Source organism: Pseudoalteromonas sp. J010 (assembly GCF_003934235.1).
Taxonomy (GTDB): Bacteria; Pseudomonadota; Gammaproteobacteria; order Enterobacterales; family Alteromonadaceae; genus Pseudoalteromonas; species Pseudoalteromonas peptidolytica.
The window spans coordinates 13,708-33,896 of record NZ_RDBW01000049.1; the positions used below are offsets into that span (position 1 = coordinate 13,708).

Here is a 20,189-nt window from a genome sequence, read left to right on the forward strand (position 1 = left end):
AGGAGGCACAGCCATGAACGTATTCTTTAGAGACTTTTTTTCCGACCCGGTGTTGTTTCTGTCTTTTGGCTTTTTAGGAATTGTAATTTTGCTGTGCTGTTATTACGTCTATTTCTTCATCAAAAAAGTCATGGATGCTGAAGTACCTAACGAACAATAAAACAGATTTAAAAGTATTACCTAGAGACGATTGCAGAATAAGTAGTACAAAATCGGCTCTGTGTAGTTCCCCAACTATAAGAATTAAGCACGACGCACAAAGCACCTTATCAGTTTACTGGTCGGGTGCTTTTTATTTGCTTAACCCCTGTAGAAATATACGTTAAACTGCTGAAAACTTGTTTTGAAACGTGGATAAAACCCTTAATTTACCACTTATAGTCAAAAGCCAACGTACTTTCTATAAAGAATCAAGCCATGAAAACCATGACAACGAGTGACTTAACTTTCAAGCCTGCTTGGTGGATGCGCAATCGCCATGCCCAAACCATCTTGCCACGCTTTTTTAGGCCTAGATTACATGTACCAGTAAACTATGAAACGCTAGAAACGCCTGATGATGACTTTCTAGAACTAGCATGGGCCAAGCATGGAGATAGAAACGCGCCACTGGTGGTGGTTTTACATGGTCTCGAGGGAAATATAAATAGCTTTTATGCCAAGGGACTACTGAAATCACTCGTAAGCACGGGTTTCGATGCCGTTTTAATGCACTTTCGTAATTGTTCACGGGAAGCAAACCGTCAACCTAGAGCCTATCATAGTGGTGAAACTTCAGATCTTGGTTACTTTATCAGTACATTAAAAGCACGCTTTCCCAAACGCCCACTCTTTGCTGTAGGCTTTTCACTTGGTGGTAACGTGCTGGCAAAATACTTAGGTGAAAGCAAAACACACAGCGGCCTAGAAGCCGGAGTCGCAGTTTCAGCTCCTTATCATCTATCTTCTTCTTGCCAAGTGATCCGAAAGAGCTGCTTTAAGCTCTATCAAAAATATTTACTAGATCGAATGAAAAAATCCTTCTCCCGCAAACTCGATGTCATTCAATCTCAAATAAATATTGACCAAGAGGCGCTAAGTAACATTAATGACCTTTGGCAGTTTGACGATAAAATAACCGCCCCATTGCATGGCTTTGCGGGCGCTGAAGATTATTATGCCCAAGCGAGTGCACAACCTTATTTAAGTGACATCACAACGCCAACTCTAATAATCCACGCAGAAGATGATCCCATGCTTTCTGCTCAAGCGGTTCCGACACTCGCACAGGTTAATTCTGCTGTGACACTCGCTGTGAGTCAGCAAGGTGGACACGTAGGGTTTATCTCAGGAAAGAACCCCCTCAAACCCCAATTTTGGTTAGAAAGTGTGATCCCACAATATTTACGTCAATTTAATTGTAAGGCTTAGTAGTATGCTCATTCCATATCAGCAAATTCCAGCTGAAACCTTAGATAATCTCATTGAACACTATGTACTACGTGAAGGTACTGATTATGGGGATATTGAGGTCAGTACCGAAAGCAAAGTTGCACAAGTAAAAGCACAGCTGCAATCGGGCGATGCACTTATCGTTTTCTCTGAGCTACACGAATCAGTAAATATTGTGAGTAAGCAGCAGTTTCAAGCCATGCAGGCCCAGGAAGATTACGAGTATCAAAGCATAGAGTAGGCGCTATAGCGCCAAACTCATCTGCTTTTTAAGCTTAACCGCTTGGCGACGAGAGATTTCAACTTCACCACCATAGGTAAGCTGTGCTTGTAAACCATAGTTAATCGTTTCTTCTAACTCTTCAATGGCGTCCAAGCGAATAATATCACTACGACTTGCGCGGAAATACTGGTTAGGATTGAGCCTACTTTCAATTTTAGATAACGAGCTGTGAAGGTAAGCTTTACCCTGAGCGGTGTAAATAGCAGCGTGATTACCAATACTCTCAAAACGTGTAATATCACCAAGCTGAATAATCTTCATTTTATCTGCGATCTTTACCATCAGTTTAAACTCATCCTCAAGAGCAGCAGACTCGCTTTGGTCGGTCAAAGCCTGAAGCTTGTCGAGTGCGGTTTGCAGTCGATTAGCCACCACTGGTTTCAATAAGTAATCAACTGCATTGAGAGAAAAAGCGTCGACAGCAAACTCGTTATACGCAGTACAAAACACAATAGGTATTTCGCCTTGCAGTTGCTGCGCCAACTCAATGCCTGTGCCGCCAGGCATTTCAATATCTAAAAATAAGGCATCTATCGTATGTAGCTCTAGTAATTGTGCCGCGTCCATAATGTTTTCGGCTTCAGCAACGACTTTCACTTGCGGGTGAGCTTTTAGCAAGCGATTCAATTCCACCCTTGCTAACGGCTCATCGTCAACCAGCATCACATTAATTGTTGTTTTTTGATTCATACGGGATCTCCAATGTGGCCTGGAAAAGCCTACCTCCATCATTGACTGTTAACTTTGCACTCTTGTTATACATCAAGGCTAAACGCGCTTGAATGTTCTTTAGCCCCTGCTGGGTGCCGGTTTGAACACGAGTGGCATCATACGGGTTAGTCACTGAGATGTGAATATTTTGCGCTTTTCTAACCACCTGAATTGCAATTTCTCCCCCTTTTGGCAGATGTGCAATACCGTGTTTCACCGCATTTTCTAACAAAGTAAACAGCGACATACTGGGGATATGAATATTGTAAAAGCTCTCTAGTCCCTGAGTTGTAACCGATAAGCGCTTACCTAGTCGCACTTGTTCTATACCAAGAAAATCCTCACATACTTTCCACTCTTCTTTTAAGGTGACCAGTGCGCGCATATCCTGCATTAAGTTGTAGCGAAATAGCTCTGAGAGCTGAGTTACCACTTCTGCGGCCTTGTCTTTATCTTGATAAATCAACGCTCGGATCGTATTCAAGGAATTGAAAAGGAAGTGAGGGTTTACCTGATTCATCAAATTGGCTAACTGTTGTTCTTGAAGTTGCTTTGCTAACACTCTCTTTTCCCGCCTTGTAACAATCCCCAAATAGCAACCTGACCAAAGCCAAAAGTAGCCGATGTAAAATATTAGTGTCGCCAAGTCACTGGTTTTTACTTTTTCCCCTCCGAGCGCCTCATCGTTGTCATCAATTCTTAGACTAGACACTTCTTCCGTACTTTCTATTGTAACAACCTGCTTCACAAGTTTGACGCCGAGCGCAAAATGCAAAGGAGCACATATGAGTGATATCAGCATCAATGTAAGGAGGTTCGCTCTCGCTTTACCTCGATATACTGCCCAGCGTTTCGCAAAATTACGAAGTACAAAGTGACTAATTAATATAAAACTAAGTGCACCTAATATCGTGCGAAGGAATAGTAGAAATAATCTTTCATCACCGAGATCAAACATTAATATTGCAGTAAACATGTTGGTTGAGATCATTGCTAAGAACACAAAAATCTGACACTTCCAATATGTACGCATCGGTGGCCTCCTCTTTTTATCTTTTATCTGGTTGGAGGCCATCATACTGAAAATTAATAAATAGTACCGCAAAACTTGTCTCAAAGAGGCCAACTTGTTAACCTTTTATGGAATTAAAAACGATAAAGTAAGTTAACAAATACACTCTTCTCATCACCAATTTGCTTATAACCATAACTTGGCTTGATCCCGCCTTCAGAGACCTTTTTCTCAAACGTAATAGAGTATCCAAAGTCACTTGTTAGATCGCTATTTCTGTATTCGATAGCTGGTACAATTGTAAAGTCACCTAAATAATTAAGACGCATGCCCAAGGCCGATGTATCATATTGTGTAGTTGAAGCGTGGCCAGAAAGCTCTAAGCTGTCATATAGCACACCAACTTCAGCAAATATTTGCAACGAGTCAGAAAAGGTTAAATTCAAGCCAAATTCCATTTCTTTCTGCTCAACCGTGTTCTGCTCTTTTGAAGCAATGCGGTAATCTACCCGAAAATACGCAGTCGCAGTATCTACATAGCTGGACTTTGTTGGCGTAATATCAATGGCCTTACGGTAATTAAGTCCCACACCAAAGTCAGCCACTGCATTGTCTACATCTATATAGATTGCATCGATACCAAAGCCGCCCGCCATCACATTTGACGCTTCAACATTGATATTTTCCTCAAACGTGCTGGCTTGCACAGTCGCTCCAGCTAACAATAAAGCAAGTGATAACATAGCTTGTGTTTTCTTTTGTAGTGACGCTCTCATTTTTCTTTCCTTTATTTTCATTACTTGTTTTGTCTGGAAAAAATAATAACGAGATCCGCTGCACTCGAGTTGTAGATAATGACGAGCGGTAAAAGAAAGTGATAAACGTAAAATATTGAGGATGAACGTATACTTGTTACAATCAGATTTCTATAACTATAAAGGAAAGGCAATACTATGAAGCTCGGCATTGCACTTGGCGCGTTAGCGCTGGCTGTCTCTTCAGCTTATGCAACTGAATATCAAGCCTCTGAACGCGCAGTTAAGCTCGCTCACGATAACATCCTAATTGATACACACATCGACGTTCCATATCGTATTAAAAATAAGTGGGATGACGTTAGCCAAGCGACCGAAGGCGGTGACTTTGATTATCCTCGTGCGGTAAAAGGTGGTCTTAACGCGCCATTTATGTCTATTTATATTCCTGCTAATTTAGAATTTGAAGGTAAGGGAAAAAGTTATCAGCTCGCCAACCAACTGATTGATGGTATGGAAGCATTAGCACATCGCGCGCCAGACAAATTTGCAATGGCATATAATACCAATGATATATACCAACAGTTTAACAACGGTATTATGTCTATCGCGATGGGAATGGAAAATGGCTCACCGATTGAAGGTGAGATGAAAAACCTAAAGCATTTTTATGACCGCGGTGTTCGCTACATCACACTAGCTCACTCTCAGAGCAATCATATTTCTGATTCTTCTTATGATATTCGCCGCAAGTGGAAAGGCTTGAGCCCATTTGGCAAAGAGCTTGTTGTTGCAATGAATAAGATTGGGATGCTTATTGACGTATCACATATTTCCGATGACGCGTTTTATCAGGTAATGGAAATTTCAAAAGTGCCCGTCGTYGCTTCACACTCATCTCTTCGTAAATACACGCCAGGCTTTGAACGCAACATGGATGACGACATGCTTAAAGCCTTGGCCAAAAATGGTGGCGTTATCCAAATAAACTTTGGCTCAAGCTTTGTAACAGCAAAAGCTGGCGCTTGGTATGATAAACGAGAAAAAGCACAAGAAGCAGCTAAAGGTAAAGACACGACTGACTTTAGAGCTGCGTTTAGAGCTAAAAATCCATTTCCGTTTGCAACCCTTGACCAAGTACTCGACCACATCGACCATGTTGTGAAGTTAATTGGTATCGACCACGTCGGGATCGGTTCTGATTACGATGGAGTGGGAGACTCACTACCCGTTGGTCTGAAAGATGTATCTACCTACCCAAATCTTGTACAAGGCCTTTTGGATAGAGGTTACAGCGATTCTGATATCAAAAAGATTTTAGGCGGTAACACCTTGCGCGTATGGAAACAAGCTGAAGCTTACGCAAGCAAGTTTACGAGATAACCACAGCATTTATAAAGAATATAAAACGCTCTATCATGTCTATCGCGGCTCAAACGAACCTTATCAGGATTAGCCAAATAGCGACGTAAACTTGATGTAGAAATATCCAATACCGTTGCTATTTCTAATTGAGTGAATCTCCAAAGTTTCATGATGTTATAGCAGCGACTAATAACAACACCATGGAGGTTATCTAGCTCATTAAGCTTTGTTCTTGTATGGACAGGCATCATTTCCCCTTCTTAAATTCTCACGAAGGGTTCATGTTAGAACTGCGTCTTTAATTGTCAAAAATTTAAATAAATACTGGGCGTTTGTACAAAAGATAACTTGATATAAAAGCTAATCACCTTGAATTATATATTCGCCACCTTCCTCCCCTTGTTCATTGCTAAATTCAAGCTGCGCCCAAAATGCCGATTTATCAACAGCATTGATAGCAGAAAATACTTTTTGTTCCCAGAACGCCCACTCCTTCCGCTTTAGTGTATTTGCATTTACTGGCCTTGCTTTACTTTGTACACCAACATCAAGCTCTTGTACATTTGAAGGGTTAATCTCATCTTGGATAAGATTAACTATCGAAATGTACTTACCTTCAACTCTATTGCGGATTTCATATACATCTTCCCATGTATTCAATTTATCTAGCGTGACTGCATCACGAGTATTCCACTTGAGTACAGCTTTAGGTTCAGGATCTAATAGCTCTTCAATCTCAATATATAGAATGTTATGAGCCTCTTCTGTAGAAGGATTTAATGCAAAACGACTCAAGCCATTACTACATTCAAATAGGTCTTTTGCTTTCTTTGCGTCTTGGTTGCAAACACGACAAAGTGGGATCAAGTTGTCCGGATGTACTGCATAAATGGGGTATTTTGATTTGCAAAGTTGATGGTCATAGTCTGCCCTCCACTGATTTTCATTTTCAACATTTGCTCTGAAAGGTGCTAGTTGTTCCATACCGCAGGCGCGACATACAAGACCATTTTCCTGCCTAAAATTATTAAAGTGAGTATTAATGCACTGACCGTTAGATCCAGCTATTACCCCTGTTAGATCTTTAGTTGAACAATACAAATGGGTCATGAGAGCCTTTAACGCATTGAAAGTATTGGTTGATAAAAAGCTGAGTAAGGTTCTATTGGGCGCAGTAAAAAATGCGCTAAGGTCTTGGTGACTTTCAACTGTATCAAACAACCTTTGACGATTGTTTTGTGTTTCCTTTTTAAGCTCAACAAAAAGTTTCTTGAACTTGTCCCGTGTTAAATCGTTTTTTGCTCTGGGTGCTTTGAAATTGTTCCAACATGCTTGCCCAACATCGCCTGATGTAAGAAGTGAGCGTTTGAAGTTCCCACCAGCAATAGCATGCTCCAAAAAGTGCAGCAGTTCCTCATTTAATTTGACGAAAACCTCAAACTTTGGGCTATTAGGTTCCAATTTAAACAACATATTATCCAAGCTTCCTGAGTAAATAGGCCTTTTCGGGAGAGCTTCCCAAATTCTCTCGAATCCATTCAAGCGCTTGAGCATCTCCTTGCTCCAATTGCCTTCGAATCTCATCTACTACTGTTTGTGAAATTAATGAACGTAAACCAAAGAACTGCTTAATTAGTACATCAAAAGAGGCGCCATAAGTTTGCTCACGCGACGGTTTCATATGAACTTTAAATTGCTCATCACGCTCAAAGAAATAAACATTTTCCTGTTTTAAGGATGAAACCATAAAAGGTGAATGAGATGTCATTAGAAGTTTAGTTCTGCTGATGTCTCCCCCTAAACACTGTTTTATGTGTTTGTGGAAGTACGTTCGCCAAGCAGGGTTATAGTGAGTTTCGGGTTCATCAAAAAGAAAAAGCGCCTGCCTCTGATTACTTGGATCTTGGCTAAATACCTTTAAACACGCTAGTGTTTGGAGTAATTGTGCCTCACCATCTGATAAGTCATCATAGTTAGCAAACTCGCCTTCGTCATCAGCCAATTCCATCAACCGGATAGTGAGTGGCAATTTGCTTTTTAATGGCTTCTTAACGGTTCCAAGGAAGTCGTCTCTTCTTAACGCAGCCCTGTCTACACCACGCCAGTTTTTGGCTCCAAGTTGTTGTAACTTATATAAACGAGCAAAGAAAATTACAGGGTCGCTGTAGTTCTCTTCTCTGAGGCGTGACAAGGTTTCAACATCATTAAAATCAAATGTAATTTTTCCATGAAGGTAGTCCAGTTCATAAAGATCGAACTGAGTATCTGTTGTTTGCTTACCAATTCCTTCAAAGTTATCTCTGCCCGCAACCCTTATCAATACTTTAATATCGCGAATAGACTCCTCTTCCCCAAGATCTCCCCGTAAATCATACTCAATAACCAACCGAGAAGGATGTTTGAATCTCAGTTGATCAAACACATCTTGTCGGAAAGTACGATCTAACATTGCTAATGAAGCAACAACTAATCCTGCACTGTCATAATCCAAATATACAAGCTGACTAAGACTAACTGGTCTTTCTCGAAGCGACATAAGGCCATCTTGTTCAAGAGCCTCACCTGTTGGAGCATCAAATATGTGCGGATATCGGGTTAAATATTTTTCATTCACCTCAACCATTTGAGTATCATTCAGCTCACCAGATAGTTCTTTTCGCCATTTCAGCTTCGTATTCATGACATCAAAGTATTGAACTGCATTTTTTAAAAATGCTCGCTGCAAATTCTCATTCAGACCTGACGAATAACCAACGATATAATCAGGAAGGGTCAGTTCTCCAATACCTATATTTTGCCAAGTCTCATTTGTATCAATATAACATTTAACGTCACCATCAGTTTTGATGTTAACTTTAAACTTTGGATTATGGATTCCTCCAGCAACTGCCATACGACTTCCAGCGACCATGTTTGCTGAGCCAGCACTGTGATTAGTCGGACGGCTCAATTGATATACTATAGCCACATCAAAACCTAATGGTTTTCGAATTCTAAACTCGCGACGTTGACAGCGCTCTATAAATGCAAATGATTCGGCAATAAGCTCCAAAAGTTGCGACTTACCACAACCATTTAATCCTATAAATGCGAGCAAAAAACTATTGGATTCAGAGAAGTCGAAAACGCTATCGTGTAACCCCTTATAGCTTCCTGTCAGCTCCACGCTAATTAACTTCATACAACTTCCTTATTTCGCTTTTCTCTTCTTTGTAGGCTTTAGCTTTTCTCGCTCGTTTTTGATCTTTTCTAGCAAGGCTTCTGCTGAGTTGCCACCGCTGATGAGTTCAGGGTTTTGCTCGCGCCATTTGGCGGTGAGTTCGCCACGGAACGCTTTAGCGAGGATCGATTGGGTCAGTTTGTTCACACGCGCTTGGGCGGCGTTAACTTCGGCTTCGACTTTATCGGCGTAAGCAAAGAGCTTTTCGACACGGCGGACGATTTCAGTTTGCTCAGCAATACTAGGTAGAGGGCAAGGAGCAGTACAAAGTCTCGATTTATTTATAATCGCAGCATTCACAACTGCACTTGAAGTTTTATTCAACCATGAATGAAGAGTTTTTGACCAAAAAAACAAAAACTCAGGTAATACTACTTGAGTCGGTATCAACGCATTAATCTGTTGATTGAAAGCCACTTCCTTATCAACTAGACCAACTTTACCAATTGTTCCAATACATACAATCATTATTGACCCAGAAGGTAATATTGTCGTTTTACTTGTTCCTTCTTGTGTTACATGTCGCTCTGGTAAAGTTAAGCATCCTTCATTAGTTATTTGAGAAGGGCTTATGAAAGGAATATCACCATTCCAGTAAGACTCTTCTGTGGTCTTGGGCGTTTTACCTGTTACAGCAATGGAAACACTATCCAAATTGGTACTCACCCATTCCTCAGGAATATGTTTAATTAGGGTAAGGTCAAACTCGTCCAAAGTTTGTTCTGTAGGCTCTTTATATTTTTTTGCAATTTGCTCTATTTTGTATGATGCGCCCTTCCGTACAGCAGATTTTACTTGTTCATCAATCCAAGCCTGTTTGCGTTTCTCACGGACATCGCTGATTGAAACTGTCAGTTCCTCGAAAGCTCTTTTTGAACGCCATTCTTCCGTCAATTTACCGCTGACGGCGGCGGCGAGGACGGATTGGCGGAAGCGTTTTAGGGTGTCGGGAACGGCGTCGAGGCGCGCTTTGATGCTGTCGACTTTCGCTAATAACTTGTCCAGCTTTTCAGCAATGACTTTCTGCTCGGCGAGAGGAGCGAGTGGAAACGCGTAGTCCTCAACAAATTTTCTGGGTACTCGGCGAAGACCTACGGCTCCAATCATGTTTTGAGCACCTTCGGTAGCGAATCCATGCGTTTTAATTAGTGCATAGATTAATTTCTCAGAAACATAAGGTGCATCTGCTCGCAATACATAAAACTCCGAACTACCAGCTCCGATACCGTTAGGTAAATCCTCTACAACAGCAGCTTTTCCATTTTCAAAGCATGGAGTAACTTTTGCAAATATTACATCTCCATTTTGGAAATTCGTATACGATTTCTTAATTTCACCCCATGGTTTCTCGTCAAATTGCAGTCGTCCGGCATAATCAGTTGGGGCATGTGACATAGGAACAAAACCAGATGTAACGTCAGACTCTGCTTCTATTTTCTTTGGATTAACAGTAGCAATTTCTGATATTTTGCAAATAACCCATTCAGTTGGTATCAAGGTATTATCCATCATTAGACCTCAGCCAACTCAGCCAACAACTCATCCAACTCTGTCAGCGCACTGGTCAATCCATCTTTGGCTTCTTGCGCTAACACTTCTGGTGCAGGTAGATCGGCGGCATCGACACTGTCTTTGTCTTTTAACCAACTGATATCGAGCGAGTCACTTTTGGTATCAGCTATCCATTCACGAGTAAAACAACGCCAGCGACTATGGGCTAACTCATCGTCTACCCCCTTATTTTCTTCTGCGTTGTCTACTTCAACTTGGCGGGCATCAAAACTGTACTCACCTTCTGTACGCGGTGAAGTGCCATTAGCATCTTCTCCATACATAGCTTCAAATGGTTTAAGGTGGCTTTCACCAAAGGGAGTACGCTTACCAAATGAAGGCATATTGGTTCTTAAGTCATAGACCCAAACGTTTTTGGTACAGCCTTCTTTTTGCGTTTTATCGTCTGCTGCGCCTTTAGTAAAAAACAGCACATTGGTTTTAACACCTTGTGCGTAGAAGATGCCTGTTGGCAAACGTAAAATGGTATGCAGGTTACACTTATCCATTAAGTCACGGCGGATATCGGTACCCACACCTGCTTCAAACAATACGTTATCGGGTAATACCACCGCGGCACGGCCACCCGGTTTTAAGTTACGGTAAATATGCTGTAGGAACGCTAATTGTTTGTTACTTGTGCGATAGGTTAAATCGTCACGGGTAATTGAGGCTTCACCACCTTTTGACGTACCAAATGGTGGGTTTGCTAATATGACATCAGCTTTAGCTAAACTTGAACCCACTTGACCTAAAGCATTACCCAAATGCACCGCGCCTTCGTCGTCGCCTTCGATATTGTGCAGTAAACAGTTCATTAGTGCTAAACGGCGGGTGTTGGGTACTAGCTCTACCCCCATATAAGCTTTAGTTTTTTGAAATTTCTGCTGTTGCTCGTTTAAATCAAACAAGTCATCGGTTTGTTCTTTGATGTAGTTATCAGCAGCAATCAAGAAACCTGCTGTACCTGCTGCCGGGTCTTGAATGACCTCCCCCGCTTGCGGCTTAATACATCGCACCATAGAGTCGATAAGCGCACGCGGTGTGAAGTATTGCCCTGCGCCCGATTTAGTCTCGTTCGCGTTTTTCTCAAGTAGTCCTTCGTATAAGTCGCCTAAGCCGTCTTTTGCTGCGCTGAACCAGTCGATTTTATCAATGGCTTCAATGAGCTGTTTTAAATGACGTGGCTCACGTAAGCGGGTTTGTGCATCGGCATAAATTGCTTGAATAAGTGGATCTTCATGAATAGTCACTTCCATGGTTTGACCTGGATTTTCAGGGTCTGCTTCGGTACGTTTACCGGTTGAAAGTGCGAGTAAGATAGCTTTGTAGTCGTTAAGTAATACCAGTCCGTCTTTACCGCTTAAATCTTGCCAACGGCAACCTTCTGGCAATGGGTGACGGTTTAAAATACCGGCTTCGTTATTTTCGTGCACCATTTTAACAAACAGCAGCAATACCAGCTCGGTAACATAGTCTGAATAGTTAATGCCGTCGTCACGTAATACGTCACATAGATTCCATAGTTTTTGTACGATGTCGTTATTGGTCATTTTGAGTCCTTTATGTGCCTTGCTTTTATACTTGGCTTTCTGCAAGTATCGCTAATTAGTAAGGCAAGAAATTATTATTGTCTGTTGTCATGAGCGTAATAAGCTTAGGGTGAACAAATAGCTTTTCTTTACCTGCTGTGACTTCGGTTAGTACACCAATATCGCAGAGTTGCTTTAAGTAAACAGAGGCTGTTTGTCGTTTTGCTATGTCGCTTTCCACTAAGTTGTTAATGCGGCAGTAAGGCTGCTCAAAAATCACTTGTACTAACTCATGACTATAAATTTTGGGTAGCTGTTCTTTTACAAATGCGGTTGTGTGTTCAATAAGCTCTCGCACTGCAGCTATTTTATTGGTTGTCCATTTGGCGGTTTGTTCTACTGCATTAAGCATATAGATGATCCATGGCTGCCAATCGCCATCACGGGTTACCGACAGGAGCAGTCGATAATAATCTTGCTTGTTTTGTACGATATAGCGACTGAGGTACAAAATAGGCAGCGTTAATAAATCCCGCTCTATCAGATATAAAATGTTAAGTACCCTTCCTGTACGGCCATTACCGTCAGTGAATGGATGAATTGCTTCAAACTGATAGTGGGATACTGCCATTTTAATGAGTGGATCAATATCATCTTCTGCGTGAAGGAATTGCTCCCAATTTGAGAGTAGATCTCGTAATACTTGCTCACCGACTGGTGGCGTATAGATGATTTCACCTGTTGCCTGATTACTTAGCACAGTGCCTGGCACTTTGCGTATTTCCATCTCAACCGACTTGATGGTGCCACACACTTCTACCGCAGTATTGGTGTTTAGTGGCCTTTTTGAAAGCTGCATAAAGCCTTCATACAAAGCAGTACGATATCTTAGTGCTTCTTTGGTGGCATTATCGGCACTACTGTCTTCTTGCGCATACTGAAATAGTTTATCGGTTGTGGTGACGATGTTTTCTATTTCAGAACTGTCTTTTGCTTCAAGTAATGGAATAAGGTTGATCAGAAGGCCTTGGTTTGGCAGTAGCTCCCCTGCTTGCTTTAGTTCTGCTAACGCAGCTCTAGCTGGTATACATGCCTTAAGTATTTCAATACTTTCCAAGGTATCGCCCGGCGGCGGTAATGGTGGCATGGTATTAAACGGCTGCTCAGCTTGCCATGTCATGTTTAAAAAACCTTAAAATATCAACATAACGATTAGCTTATGTCGATTGCATCAACATGTAAACACCTTATGTCGAAAAAAGCTCGATATTTCGACATGTAATAAACTTATGTCGATACTATCGACATATAAATAAGTTGTGTCGATATAATCTAAATATTTCGACACGTAGTTAAGTTGTGTATAGAAAAAGCCAAAAAAGATACATATGCCTAAATATGCGCAGTTGCCATAACCGCCTTGCTGGCCTTATGTCTGCTCAAGGCTGTTTTACGCCTGCTCAGGCCATAATGCGTCGTTTATTTCATTTAATACATCGTCAAGCTGATCATTCAAAACCCTATTAAGCGTTTTAATACCACCATGTGTTGCGAAGCGCTGATTAATAAAATTCTTATCAACAACCACTTCATGGGTAAGCTGTTTAGCGAGTCGGTCAAGCCATTTACGTTGTGCAGGTGCCCAGTTGTGCAGTTGATACATTTTCTGCATAGCCAGTTGCACACGCTCAGAAAATGGCATTAAGGCTTCACCAATAGCTGCTTGGCGAATATACCCCACGATAGAAGCCGCAATATCTTGATTGGTTTTATTCTTCCATGCGGTCTCTAATGTTTTTTCACCAAAGCCTGCGGCATCGAGCATTAGGCGCACTTCTTTCAGTTGTTCACGGGTTAAGTCTTTTGGTTTGTTAACCACTGTGGAAAGCGCTACTGACTCATTAATTTGATGTTTAATAAAACTTTCAAAGCTACCAAGGTAATCTTCTGGGCGATTATATTTACCATAGCTTTGCTCGCGCACCTCTAATTTATCCTCATGTGTTGAGATAAGCGGGTAACGCTCTGAGCCTAGTAGTTGATTGACCGCAGTAAGTTGAGGTAATAAGCCACCGCTATCTTTAATAAACTTTACTGCTTGCTTAGGACCTAGTTCACGCAGGTGCTGCGGAAGTTTATCCGTTTCGGTTCCCCAGAGCTGAGTAAGCTCTTCAAGCTTCTCTTTGATGTCTTGCCGAGACTCTGCTTTTTTCTTTGCCTTACGCAATATACGCATGACCTTTTGGCTAAGCTGGTCAAGTAAGTCATCTGCGTGAGATGTATCTGCTGCCTCACCTTTTGTATCGAGGGCTTTTTCTAAACGCTTCTCATCGGTAAGCTCATCCACTAGCTGTTCTATGGTGATGTTTGGGTTTTTCACTAAAGGCTTCATGGTAGAAACATCTTCAAGTGCAGCGTATATATCCACTGGATCGTAAATGCGGAAAACCGTTTTACCAATGTCATCACAACGACGTGTTGCGCGCCCTATCATTTGCTCATACAAAATGCGCGAACGCACTCGACGCATAAACACCAAATTACAAATTTTTGGTACATCGATACCTGTTGTTAGTAAATCGACGGTAATAGCAATATTCGGATAGTCTTCGTTTTTAAAACGGCTAATGGCCTTTTCAACTTTGTCGGTTTGACCTGTAATTTTTAATACTGCAGCTTGATTGTAATCGCCGTTATAAATCTCTTTGAAGGATTCGTCGAGTAAGCGTTTAACCATGTCAGCGTGCATATCGGTTGCGCAAAAGATCATGGTTTTCTCTTCACCAAATGGGTCAAGTTCTTTAACCAACTCTTCGCAGATCACACGATTAAAGTTTTCGTTAATCACGCGCTTATTAAATGCTTCTACCGCAAAGTTAACTTCATCTTCCAGTTCGGCCGACTCTACTTCACCTGTTCCTGTGTTGATGGCACTGACTTTTTCACCCTTCTCAAATTTAATACCCGCTTTTGATAGCTTAGTTTGGTATCGAATGGGCGGTTCATGGTCAATTAACCAGTCTTCAGCAACGGCTTCACGATATGAGTAGGTGTATACGGGTTTGCCAAATATTTCAGTTGTATGTTTCGCTGGCGTAGCTGTTAAACCAATACGCACTGCATCGAAATAGTCGAGTACTCGACGATAGCTAGACAGGTACTGTGAAGCATCTCTTGTTTCAAGTTCACCTTCAGTCATTTCTTGATCAAGCGTATAACCCCGGTGCGCTTCATCAACAATAATACAATCGAATTCATCAACAGGAATTGGCGAGTCTGACATAAACAAGCGTTTAACCATTGCCTGAACGGTTGCCACTTGTATGCGTGTTTCTGCTTCAGCCGCCATATCGCCAAGTTCAGCAATGTTATAAATTTTAGATAGCGGTTTACTTTCTTCCAGTGGCGCTTCATTAAAGCTATCTAGTGCCTGAGTCCCAAGAGAAGTTCTGTCGACTAAAAACAATATCCGTTTAAAGCGCTCAGCTTTTAAAAATCGATACATCAAGCCAATAATCGTTCGGGTTTTACCTGTGCCTGTTGCCATGGCTAACAAACATTGCTGGGCATCTTGCGCTAACGCTGTTTCAACGCCTTTAATTGCCTTTTCTTGATAGTCGCGCAGCTTAAGGTAGCCGAAACCTTCGTTCTTGAGTGTTTGCTCTGCAGCTTGTTTACTACGCGTTAATTTATCTTCAAGGCCTGTTGGGCTGTGAAAATTAGCTAACGACCTTGCAATGTTACTGTGGTCACGCACATCGCGGAACCAAATCCCTGATTGTTCCGCTAGCTGTTTTACAAACGGACGACCGTTAGATGAATACACAAATGGCACATGATAGTGGCCTTGTTCTCCCTCTGGCCATGCAATGGTTCTGCCCTCAAGCTCCCAAGCTGGTATTATAGGAGGCGTATTTTTAAATCCTTTGGAATAGCGTTCAGCTTGACCTATTTTACCGGCGACATTGGTGTTTTCTTTTTTCGCTTCTACCACTGCTATCGGTGTTAACCCTTTAAACAGAACATAATCGGCATAGCCTTTTTTACCTTCATACTCCGTTGGCCACTCAGCAATCGCCATGTTTTTGCCTTTTTCAGGCATGGTTTTGTTCTTTTTAAAATTTAAGTTTTCAGTATCTGTCTCCCAACCTGCTTCAATTAAGTGCTGATCGATAACAATACGAGTAACCTCTTCATTGAGGTATAGCACCTTAGTGGCTTCTCTAAGCTGCTTGGCATAAATTTTTTGCTTTTGTTTGGTTGCTTGTTTTTCTTCGTCGCTTTGCTGCTGCTCTTGTTTTTGCGTCGTTGCTAATTTTTCGTTGAATTCAGTACGCTGCTTTTCTAACTCTTTATCTTGTGACTCGAACAATGATTTATATTGGCGAGCCTCTTTGTCCATTTGCTCAGCTAATACGGCGTACTCTTCTTTTTCTTGCTGTAAGAGCTGAGTGAGCTGCTGGTTTGACTCAAGCTGTTGGTGAGTATTTGTCAGTTCAGACTGAAGCTGTAAAATTTGTTTTTGCAGTGCTCTATGGTGTTCACTTGGGTCTTCTGGTGGCACAAATGGACCAGGCTTAAAATTGGCTGGGCATTTATCTGACGACTTATGAAACCAAATTGCCAGTTGGCGAGCAACACGTAACCCGTCCATGGCTTCTTTATGTTTTGTCTTAAACCGATGAGTTGCTTTATTGCCTTCAATACGAAGGTGGTGAAAGACATTTTTAATAAGCGGATCCAAATTTAAGTCACGATGGATTCTAAAGAGTAAATCTTTTTGGCTAGTCTGTTCATCAAAAAAAACCCCTGCGCCAGTCGCAATTTCCTGTGCAATTGCTTCGCCAAACTGTCGCAATTTTATCAATGTAGTATTTGGATCTGTCGCAAAAACGGCTTCTGCGTTATGCGCTAATTGATAAAAAATAGGGTCATGACTTTCTAAAAAACTGAAATTACTCGCCACTGATATCGTTCCTTCGAGCCGTTATTTTTTGTCTTATTGTTACCTAGAATAACGGAATTTGTTCAACTTTCACAGAGGGTTAGTAGCAGTCTTGGCAAGACGATATAACCGTTTCTCTGCAATACCTTGCAGAATTCTATTTAAAGTGAAATTTGAACTATCATTCTGGTCAGAAGATTGCTTACAGCTTGCTTGTTTATAGTTCTACAATGACTCGCAGAACTACTGTCATTTAAGCTAACGTCATGACCTCATGATCTGATGTTAAAACACTCTCTATTTAGCTCTTTTCCTGCAATACCTTGCAGAAACTCTTATCCCTATGAAATTGGCGGCTATTGCAGGATGATCGTTTTCCTGCGAGGAATAATATGCAGAGTTAAAGCAATTCATCGCATAGTTTTACTATGGCATCAAATACCGGTTCGGCGGTTGCACTTTGGTAGCTATAAATTAGTTACATCCGCACTCTAATTTTTAGCAACAAACCGGGTTCAATGTGAGTGTTGAATCTAAAGGTTGTTAAATACTTCTTCAATGCGGTGAACATATATTTTTCTAAGCGAACTAAGTTAAAACGCATTAGAAGAACTGCTGCTTTCACCAGTTTTAATTTTCATCTGACCTTATAGTTTTGAAAAACAGTTAAAGGTGGACATATGAAAAAATATAAAAGAATACACAAGGCTCTATGGGGATTATTGGTCGCTACAGGTGCTGTAAGCAGCGAGGAATTAGTATCACTTGGATTTACAGAAGAGTCAGCCCAAAAGTACACCAATTGGATTATAGAACTAATAGAGTTTGAAGCAGAGCAAACGGGCGAGGATGTTGTCGACATCACTTTTTCAATTAACAGTAAACAAATTATTGGCAAGCTTACAAGTGACCCACGCGACACAATATTGCGATAACCATATCAACTCCGACACGAATAAGAAGGTACAAACAATACCTTCTTTTTTTGTTTGTGGTTTATGTGTTTGAATTACCCCACTTGCTAGTAAGTAAATTATTAGCAGGCACACAAAAGTGAACGTAAGCCAATTAGCATTCCTAATACCGGTTAATGAAATGCTGGCGCCTGTGGTTAAGTTCAGCTTAGTGCCTGCTTTGTTTAACAATTAACGAGAGGAACACCAGCTAGATTACTTATCCTGACCTAACAATATATTCCGTACCGTCGCAGAATAAAACTGCCGACCATAGCGAGTTTTATAAGGTGTGCTACTTAGCACACCTTATAAACTAACTTTAAACTTTAAATTGAGATAACTCTTCCACTAATTTACAAGTTACTCGCAATACATCATCGGAAATTTGGTGCGTTTCTCCAGATAGTCGTTCGCCATCCAATGTCTTGTCATTTAAGTCCGTTAGATTGCTGCTAATTTCAGTCGATACGCAGTTTTGTTGCTGTGTTGCATGAGCCGTTTGCTCTGATAGTTCCGTTACTTTTACCGCACTTTGCGCTATTAACTCTAATAACTCTGTCGCCTTAGCAAAGCTTTCCACAGCAACATCCACATACTCTTTACCATCTTCAATCGTCTTCTGTGAATCTTCAACACTATGTGAAAATGCTTCTAACATCTTTTGAATGTCATTAGTACTGTCTTGTGTTCGAGTGGCTAGTGACCTTACCTCATCAGCAACAACTGCAAAGCCACGACCTTGCTCGCCAGCCCTCGCCGCTTCAATAGCTGCGTTGAGTGCCAATAAATTAGTTTGCTCGGCAATTCCTCGAATAACATCAAGCACTTGAGTAATATTTTCTGAATTTTTTTGTAACGCCATAGAGCTTGCTAATGCAGCCTGCATATTATCTGCAAGCTGCATTATTTTTTGCTTTGAGTCGGTTAGAACTGTTTTACCTTGTGCAGCATAGCGGTGTGAGGATTCAGCTTCTTTGAGAGAGTTTTCAGCTACGTGTGAAACCTCTTCACTAGTATGACTTAGCTGGTGAATGGCACCTAATATAGCGTGCGAAGCATTACCAAGTGAATCAACTAAATCGTGGCTTTGAGTCGCATATTTACTTAGTTTTGATGATAGCTTGGATAATTCACTCCCGTCTGTGACTACAGCGGTCACCATGGCTTGTAAACTTGCAAGAAAATGATTGAAGTTGCGAGACAGCTTTGCAAATTCATCGTTACCTTTGGTCTCTATCCTACCTGTCAAATCACCATCACCAGAAGCTATCTCGGCGATTCTGTCTGAAACAAAATTAATTTGGTTGGCTAACTGCTTTGGGATCCAGTAGGCTATCCAACATGCAATGGAGAGTAATAGGAATGCCCCCACACCCAAGCTCCACTTGAGTTGTGTCACCTCGGAAATAACTTGTGCTCGACTAGTAGCAGACTTTGCATCAGCAAACTCTCCGGCCTCATCAAGTAACCCTCTAACTGCACTGAATAATTTCGCAGACTCTAGCCGCAATGCGTTGTCTTCGGGCGCTGTGATACTCGAAGATGTCACTCGGTACCAGTTTTGAAATTTTGTATCAAACGTCGAAAATGCGTTTAATTCGCTACGGTGAAGCTGCATAAATTGAATATACTTTTGATAGCGTTGTTTTACTTGTTGTGCGTTTTCTTCAAAGTCATCTCGTCTGTCTTCCCCTGCGAGTAACATCAAATATGCCTCTTGAGCTTGGTAGAAGTCACGGTCAGCATTGAGTATGACAGACACAGCACGCAAGTAGTTTTCAGTTTGTACTTCAAGTGCAGATTGCACCTTACTCAATAGCGTTGTTAGACCAAAAAATACAAATAGCAGCAGGATCGCCAGCATCACGGTAGGCAATGAGCTTTTAACTCTAATACTATGTAAATTCATCATCAACAGCCTTACAAAAACAGATAGTTAAAGCCTAGACTATATGGAGATTTATAGACAAATAATTCATTTTCTAGTGGCAAGATAAGAGAAGTATTACTAATACCAAATTAACCTTAGTACTTGCTCAATTTGAAGGAGTAAATCTGATGCTAACTGCGTTAAAGATTTCTTATTTAGAACAACTAAATAACTTGAGCTTCGGATGATTAAGGTAATTGGTATAAGACAGGATGATGTCCATGAGTATCAATTTCTCAAAAAATAACCAAGCAGAATTACAGAGGATATCTTGTATTTGATTGAGAGTAAGTTGGAGGTTTTATTGAATATGAACTGAATATGTTTAGAACATAATCTTGAACGATTAGATTCTAAAGTATTGGTTGCGGGAGCCGGATTTGAACCGACGACCTTCGGGTTATGAGCCCGACGAGCTACCAGGCTGCTCCATCCCGCGCCTGTATATTTTTAGAACTTATTATCGTCGGGTACCGACGACCTTCGGCTCTTTCAGGT

Annotated in this window: 16 protein-coding genes and 1 tRNA gene; 5 read left to right on the top strand and 12 right to left on the bottom strand. The window is 41.2% G+C overall.

What is annotated here, in order from left to right:
- Positions 1-13: 13 nt before the first annotated feature.
- From EAG18_RS22265 to EAG18_RS20535, 3 genes are all read left to right on the top strand, one after another.
- Entirely contained in the window at positions 14-160 is a 147-nt protein-coding gene (locus tag EAG18_RS22265; protein ID WP_010374526.1) for a hypothetical protein, read from the top strand.
- A gap of 266 nt (positions 161-426) precedes the next feature.
- A complete protein-coding gene (locus tag EAG18_RS20530) occupies positions 427-1,410 on the top strand; it encodes a hydrolase (RefSeq protein ID WP_185745640.1) in 984 nt (327 codons plus the stop codon).
- Positions 1,411-1,414: 4 nt separating this feature from the next.
- Entirely contained in the window at positions 1,415-1,672 is a 258-nt protein-coding gene (locus EAG18_RS20535) for a YheU family protein (RefSeq protein WP_125254224.1), read from the top strand.
- A 3-nt stretch (positions 1,673-1,675) separates the two neighbouring features.
- Here EAG18_RS20535 and EAG18_RS20540 read toward each other — a convergent pair whose 3' ends face one another.
- The 3 genes from EAG18_RS20540 to EAG18_RS20550 form a co-directional block, all read right to left on the bottom strand.
- Positions 1,676-2,404: a LytTR family DNA-binding domain-containing protein gene (locus tag EAG18_RS20540; protein ID WP_125254225.1), complete on the bottom strand. Its 729-nt coding sequence runs from the start codon at positions 2,402-2,404 to the stop codon at positions 1,676-1,678.
- Complete coding sequence (locus tag EAG18_RS20545; protein ID WP_185745639.1) at positions 2,382-3,458, bottom strand: histidine kinase; 1,077 nt, start codon at positions 3,456-3,458, stop codon at positions 2,382-2,384. The genes EAG18_RS20540 and EAG18_RS20545 overlap by 23 nt, the downstream gene beginning before the upstream one ends.
- Positions 3,459-3,571: 113 nt before the next feature.
- Positions 3,572-4,213 carry a hypothetical protein gene (locus tag EAG18_RS20550; protein ID WP_125254227.1) on the bottom strand — a complete coding sequence of 214 codons (642 nt, stop codon included), beginning with the start codon at positions 4,211-4,213 and terminating at the stop codon, positions 3,572-3,574.
- A gap of 177 nt (positions 4,214-4,390) precedes the next feature.
- Here EAG18_RS20550 and EAG18_RS20555 point away from each other — a divergent pair, with 177 nt between their 5' ends.
- Positions 4,391-5,575, top strand: coding sequence for a dipeptidase (locus EAG18_RS20555; RefSeq protein WP_125254228.1), 1,185 nt, complete (start codon positions 4,391-4,393; stop codon positions 5,573-5,575).
- On the opposite strand, the gene EAG18_RS20560 is transcribed toward EAG18_RS20555, so the two are convergent.
- The 7 genes from EAG18_RS20560 to hsdR all read right to left on the bottom strand — a co-directional run bounded on the left by EAG18_RS20560 (position 5,551) and on the right by hsdR (position 16,826).
- On the bottom strand, positions 5,551-5,808 hold the full coding sequence (locus EAG18_RS20560; RefSeq protein ID WP_125254229.1) for an antitoxin Xre-like helix-turn-helix domain-containing protein: 258 nt from the start codon (positions 5,806-5,808) through the stop codon (positions 5,551-5,553). The genes EAG18_RS20555 and EAG18_RS20560 overlap by 25 nt on opposite strands.
- Before the next feature lie 109 nt (positions 5,809-5,917).
- Positions 5,918-7,030: a hypothetical protein gene (locus EAG18_RS20565; protein WP_125254230.1), complete on the bottom strand. Its 1,113-nt coding sequence runs from the start codon at positions 7,028-7,030 to the stop codon at positions 5,918-5,920.
- Between the two features lies 1 nt (position 7,031).
- On the bottom strand, positions 7,032-8,738 hold the full coding sequence (locus tag EAG18_RS20570; RefSeq protein ID WP_125254231.1) for an AAA family ATPase: 1,707 nt from the start codon (positions 8,736-8,738) through the stop codon (positions 7,032-7,034).
- 9 nt (positions 8,739-8,747) lie between these two features.
- Positions 8,748-10,289 (bottom strand): restriction endonuclease subunit S, encoded by a 1,542-nt coding sequence (locus EAG18_RS20575; protein WP_275557355.1) that lies wholly within the window; start codon positions 10,287-10,289, stop codon positions 8,748-8,750.
- Positions 10,289-11,881, bottom strand: coding sequence for an N-6 DNA methylase (locus tag EAG18_RS20580; RefSeq protein ID WP_125254232.1), 1,593 nt, complete (start codon positions 11,879-11,881; stop codon positions 10,289-10,291). Before EAG18_RS20580 ends, EAG18_RS20575 begins: the two co-directional genes overlap by 1 nt.
- A gap of 55 nt (positions 11,882-11,936) precedes the next feature.
- Positions 11,937-13,040 (bottom strand): Fic family protein, encoded by a 1,104-nt coding sequence (locus EAG18_RS20585; protein WP_125254233.1) that lies wholly within the window; start codon positions 13,038-13,040, stop codon positions 11,937-11,939.
- A 270-nt stretch (positions 13,041-13,310) separates the two neighbouring features.
- A complete protein-coding gene (hsdR, locus tag EAG18_RS20590; protein WP_275557356.1) occupies positions 13,311-16,826 on the bottom strand; it encodes a type I restriction-modification system endonuclease in 3,516 nt (1,171 codons plus the stop codon).
- A gap of 659 nt (positions 16,827-17,485) precedes the next feature.
- On the opposite strand from hsdR, the gene EAG18_RS20595 reads away from it, so the two are divergent.
- Complete coding sequence (locus EAG18_RS20595; RefSeq protein ID WP_125254235.1) at positions 17,486-17,740, top strand: hypothetical protein; 255 nt, start codon at positions 17,486-17,488, stop codon at positions 17,738-17,740.
- A gap of 340 nt (positions 17,741-18,080) precedes the next feature.
- Here EAG18_RS20595 and EAG18_RS20600 read toward each other — a convergent pair whose 3' ends face one another.
- Together EAG18_RS20600 and EAG18_RS20605 are read right to left on the bottom strand one after the other, a co-directional pair.
- On the bottom strand, positions 18,081-19,673 hold the full coding sequence (locus EAG18_RS20600; RefSeq protein ID WP_275557357.1) for a methyl-accepting chemotaxis protein: 1,593 nt from the start codon (positions 19,671-19,673) through the stop codon (positions 18,081-18,083).
- Positions 19,674-20,053: 380 nt separating this feature from the next.
- Positions 20,054-20,130, bottom strand: a tRNA-Met gene (locus tag EAG18_RS20605).
- Positions 20,131-20,189 lie beyond the last annotated feature (59 nt).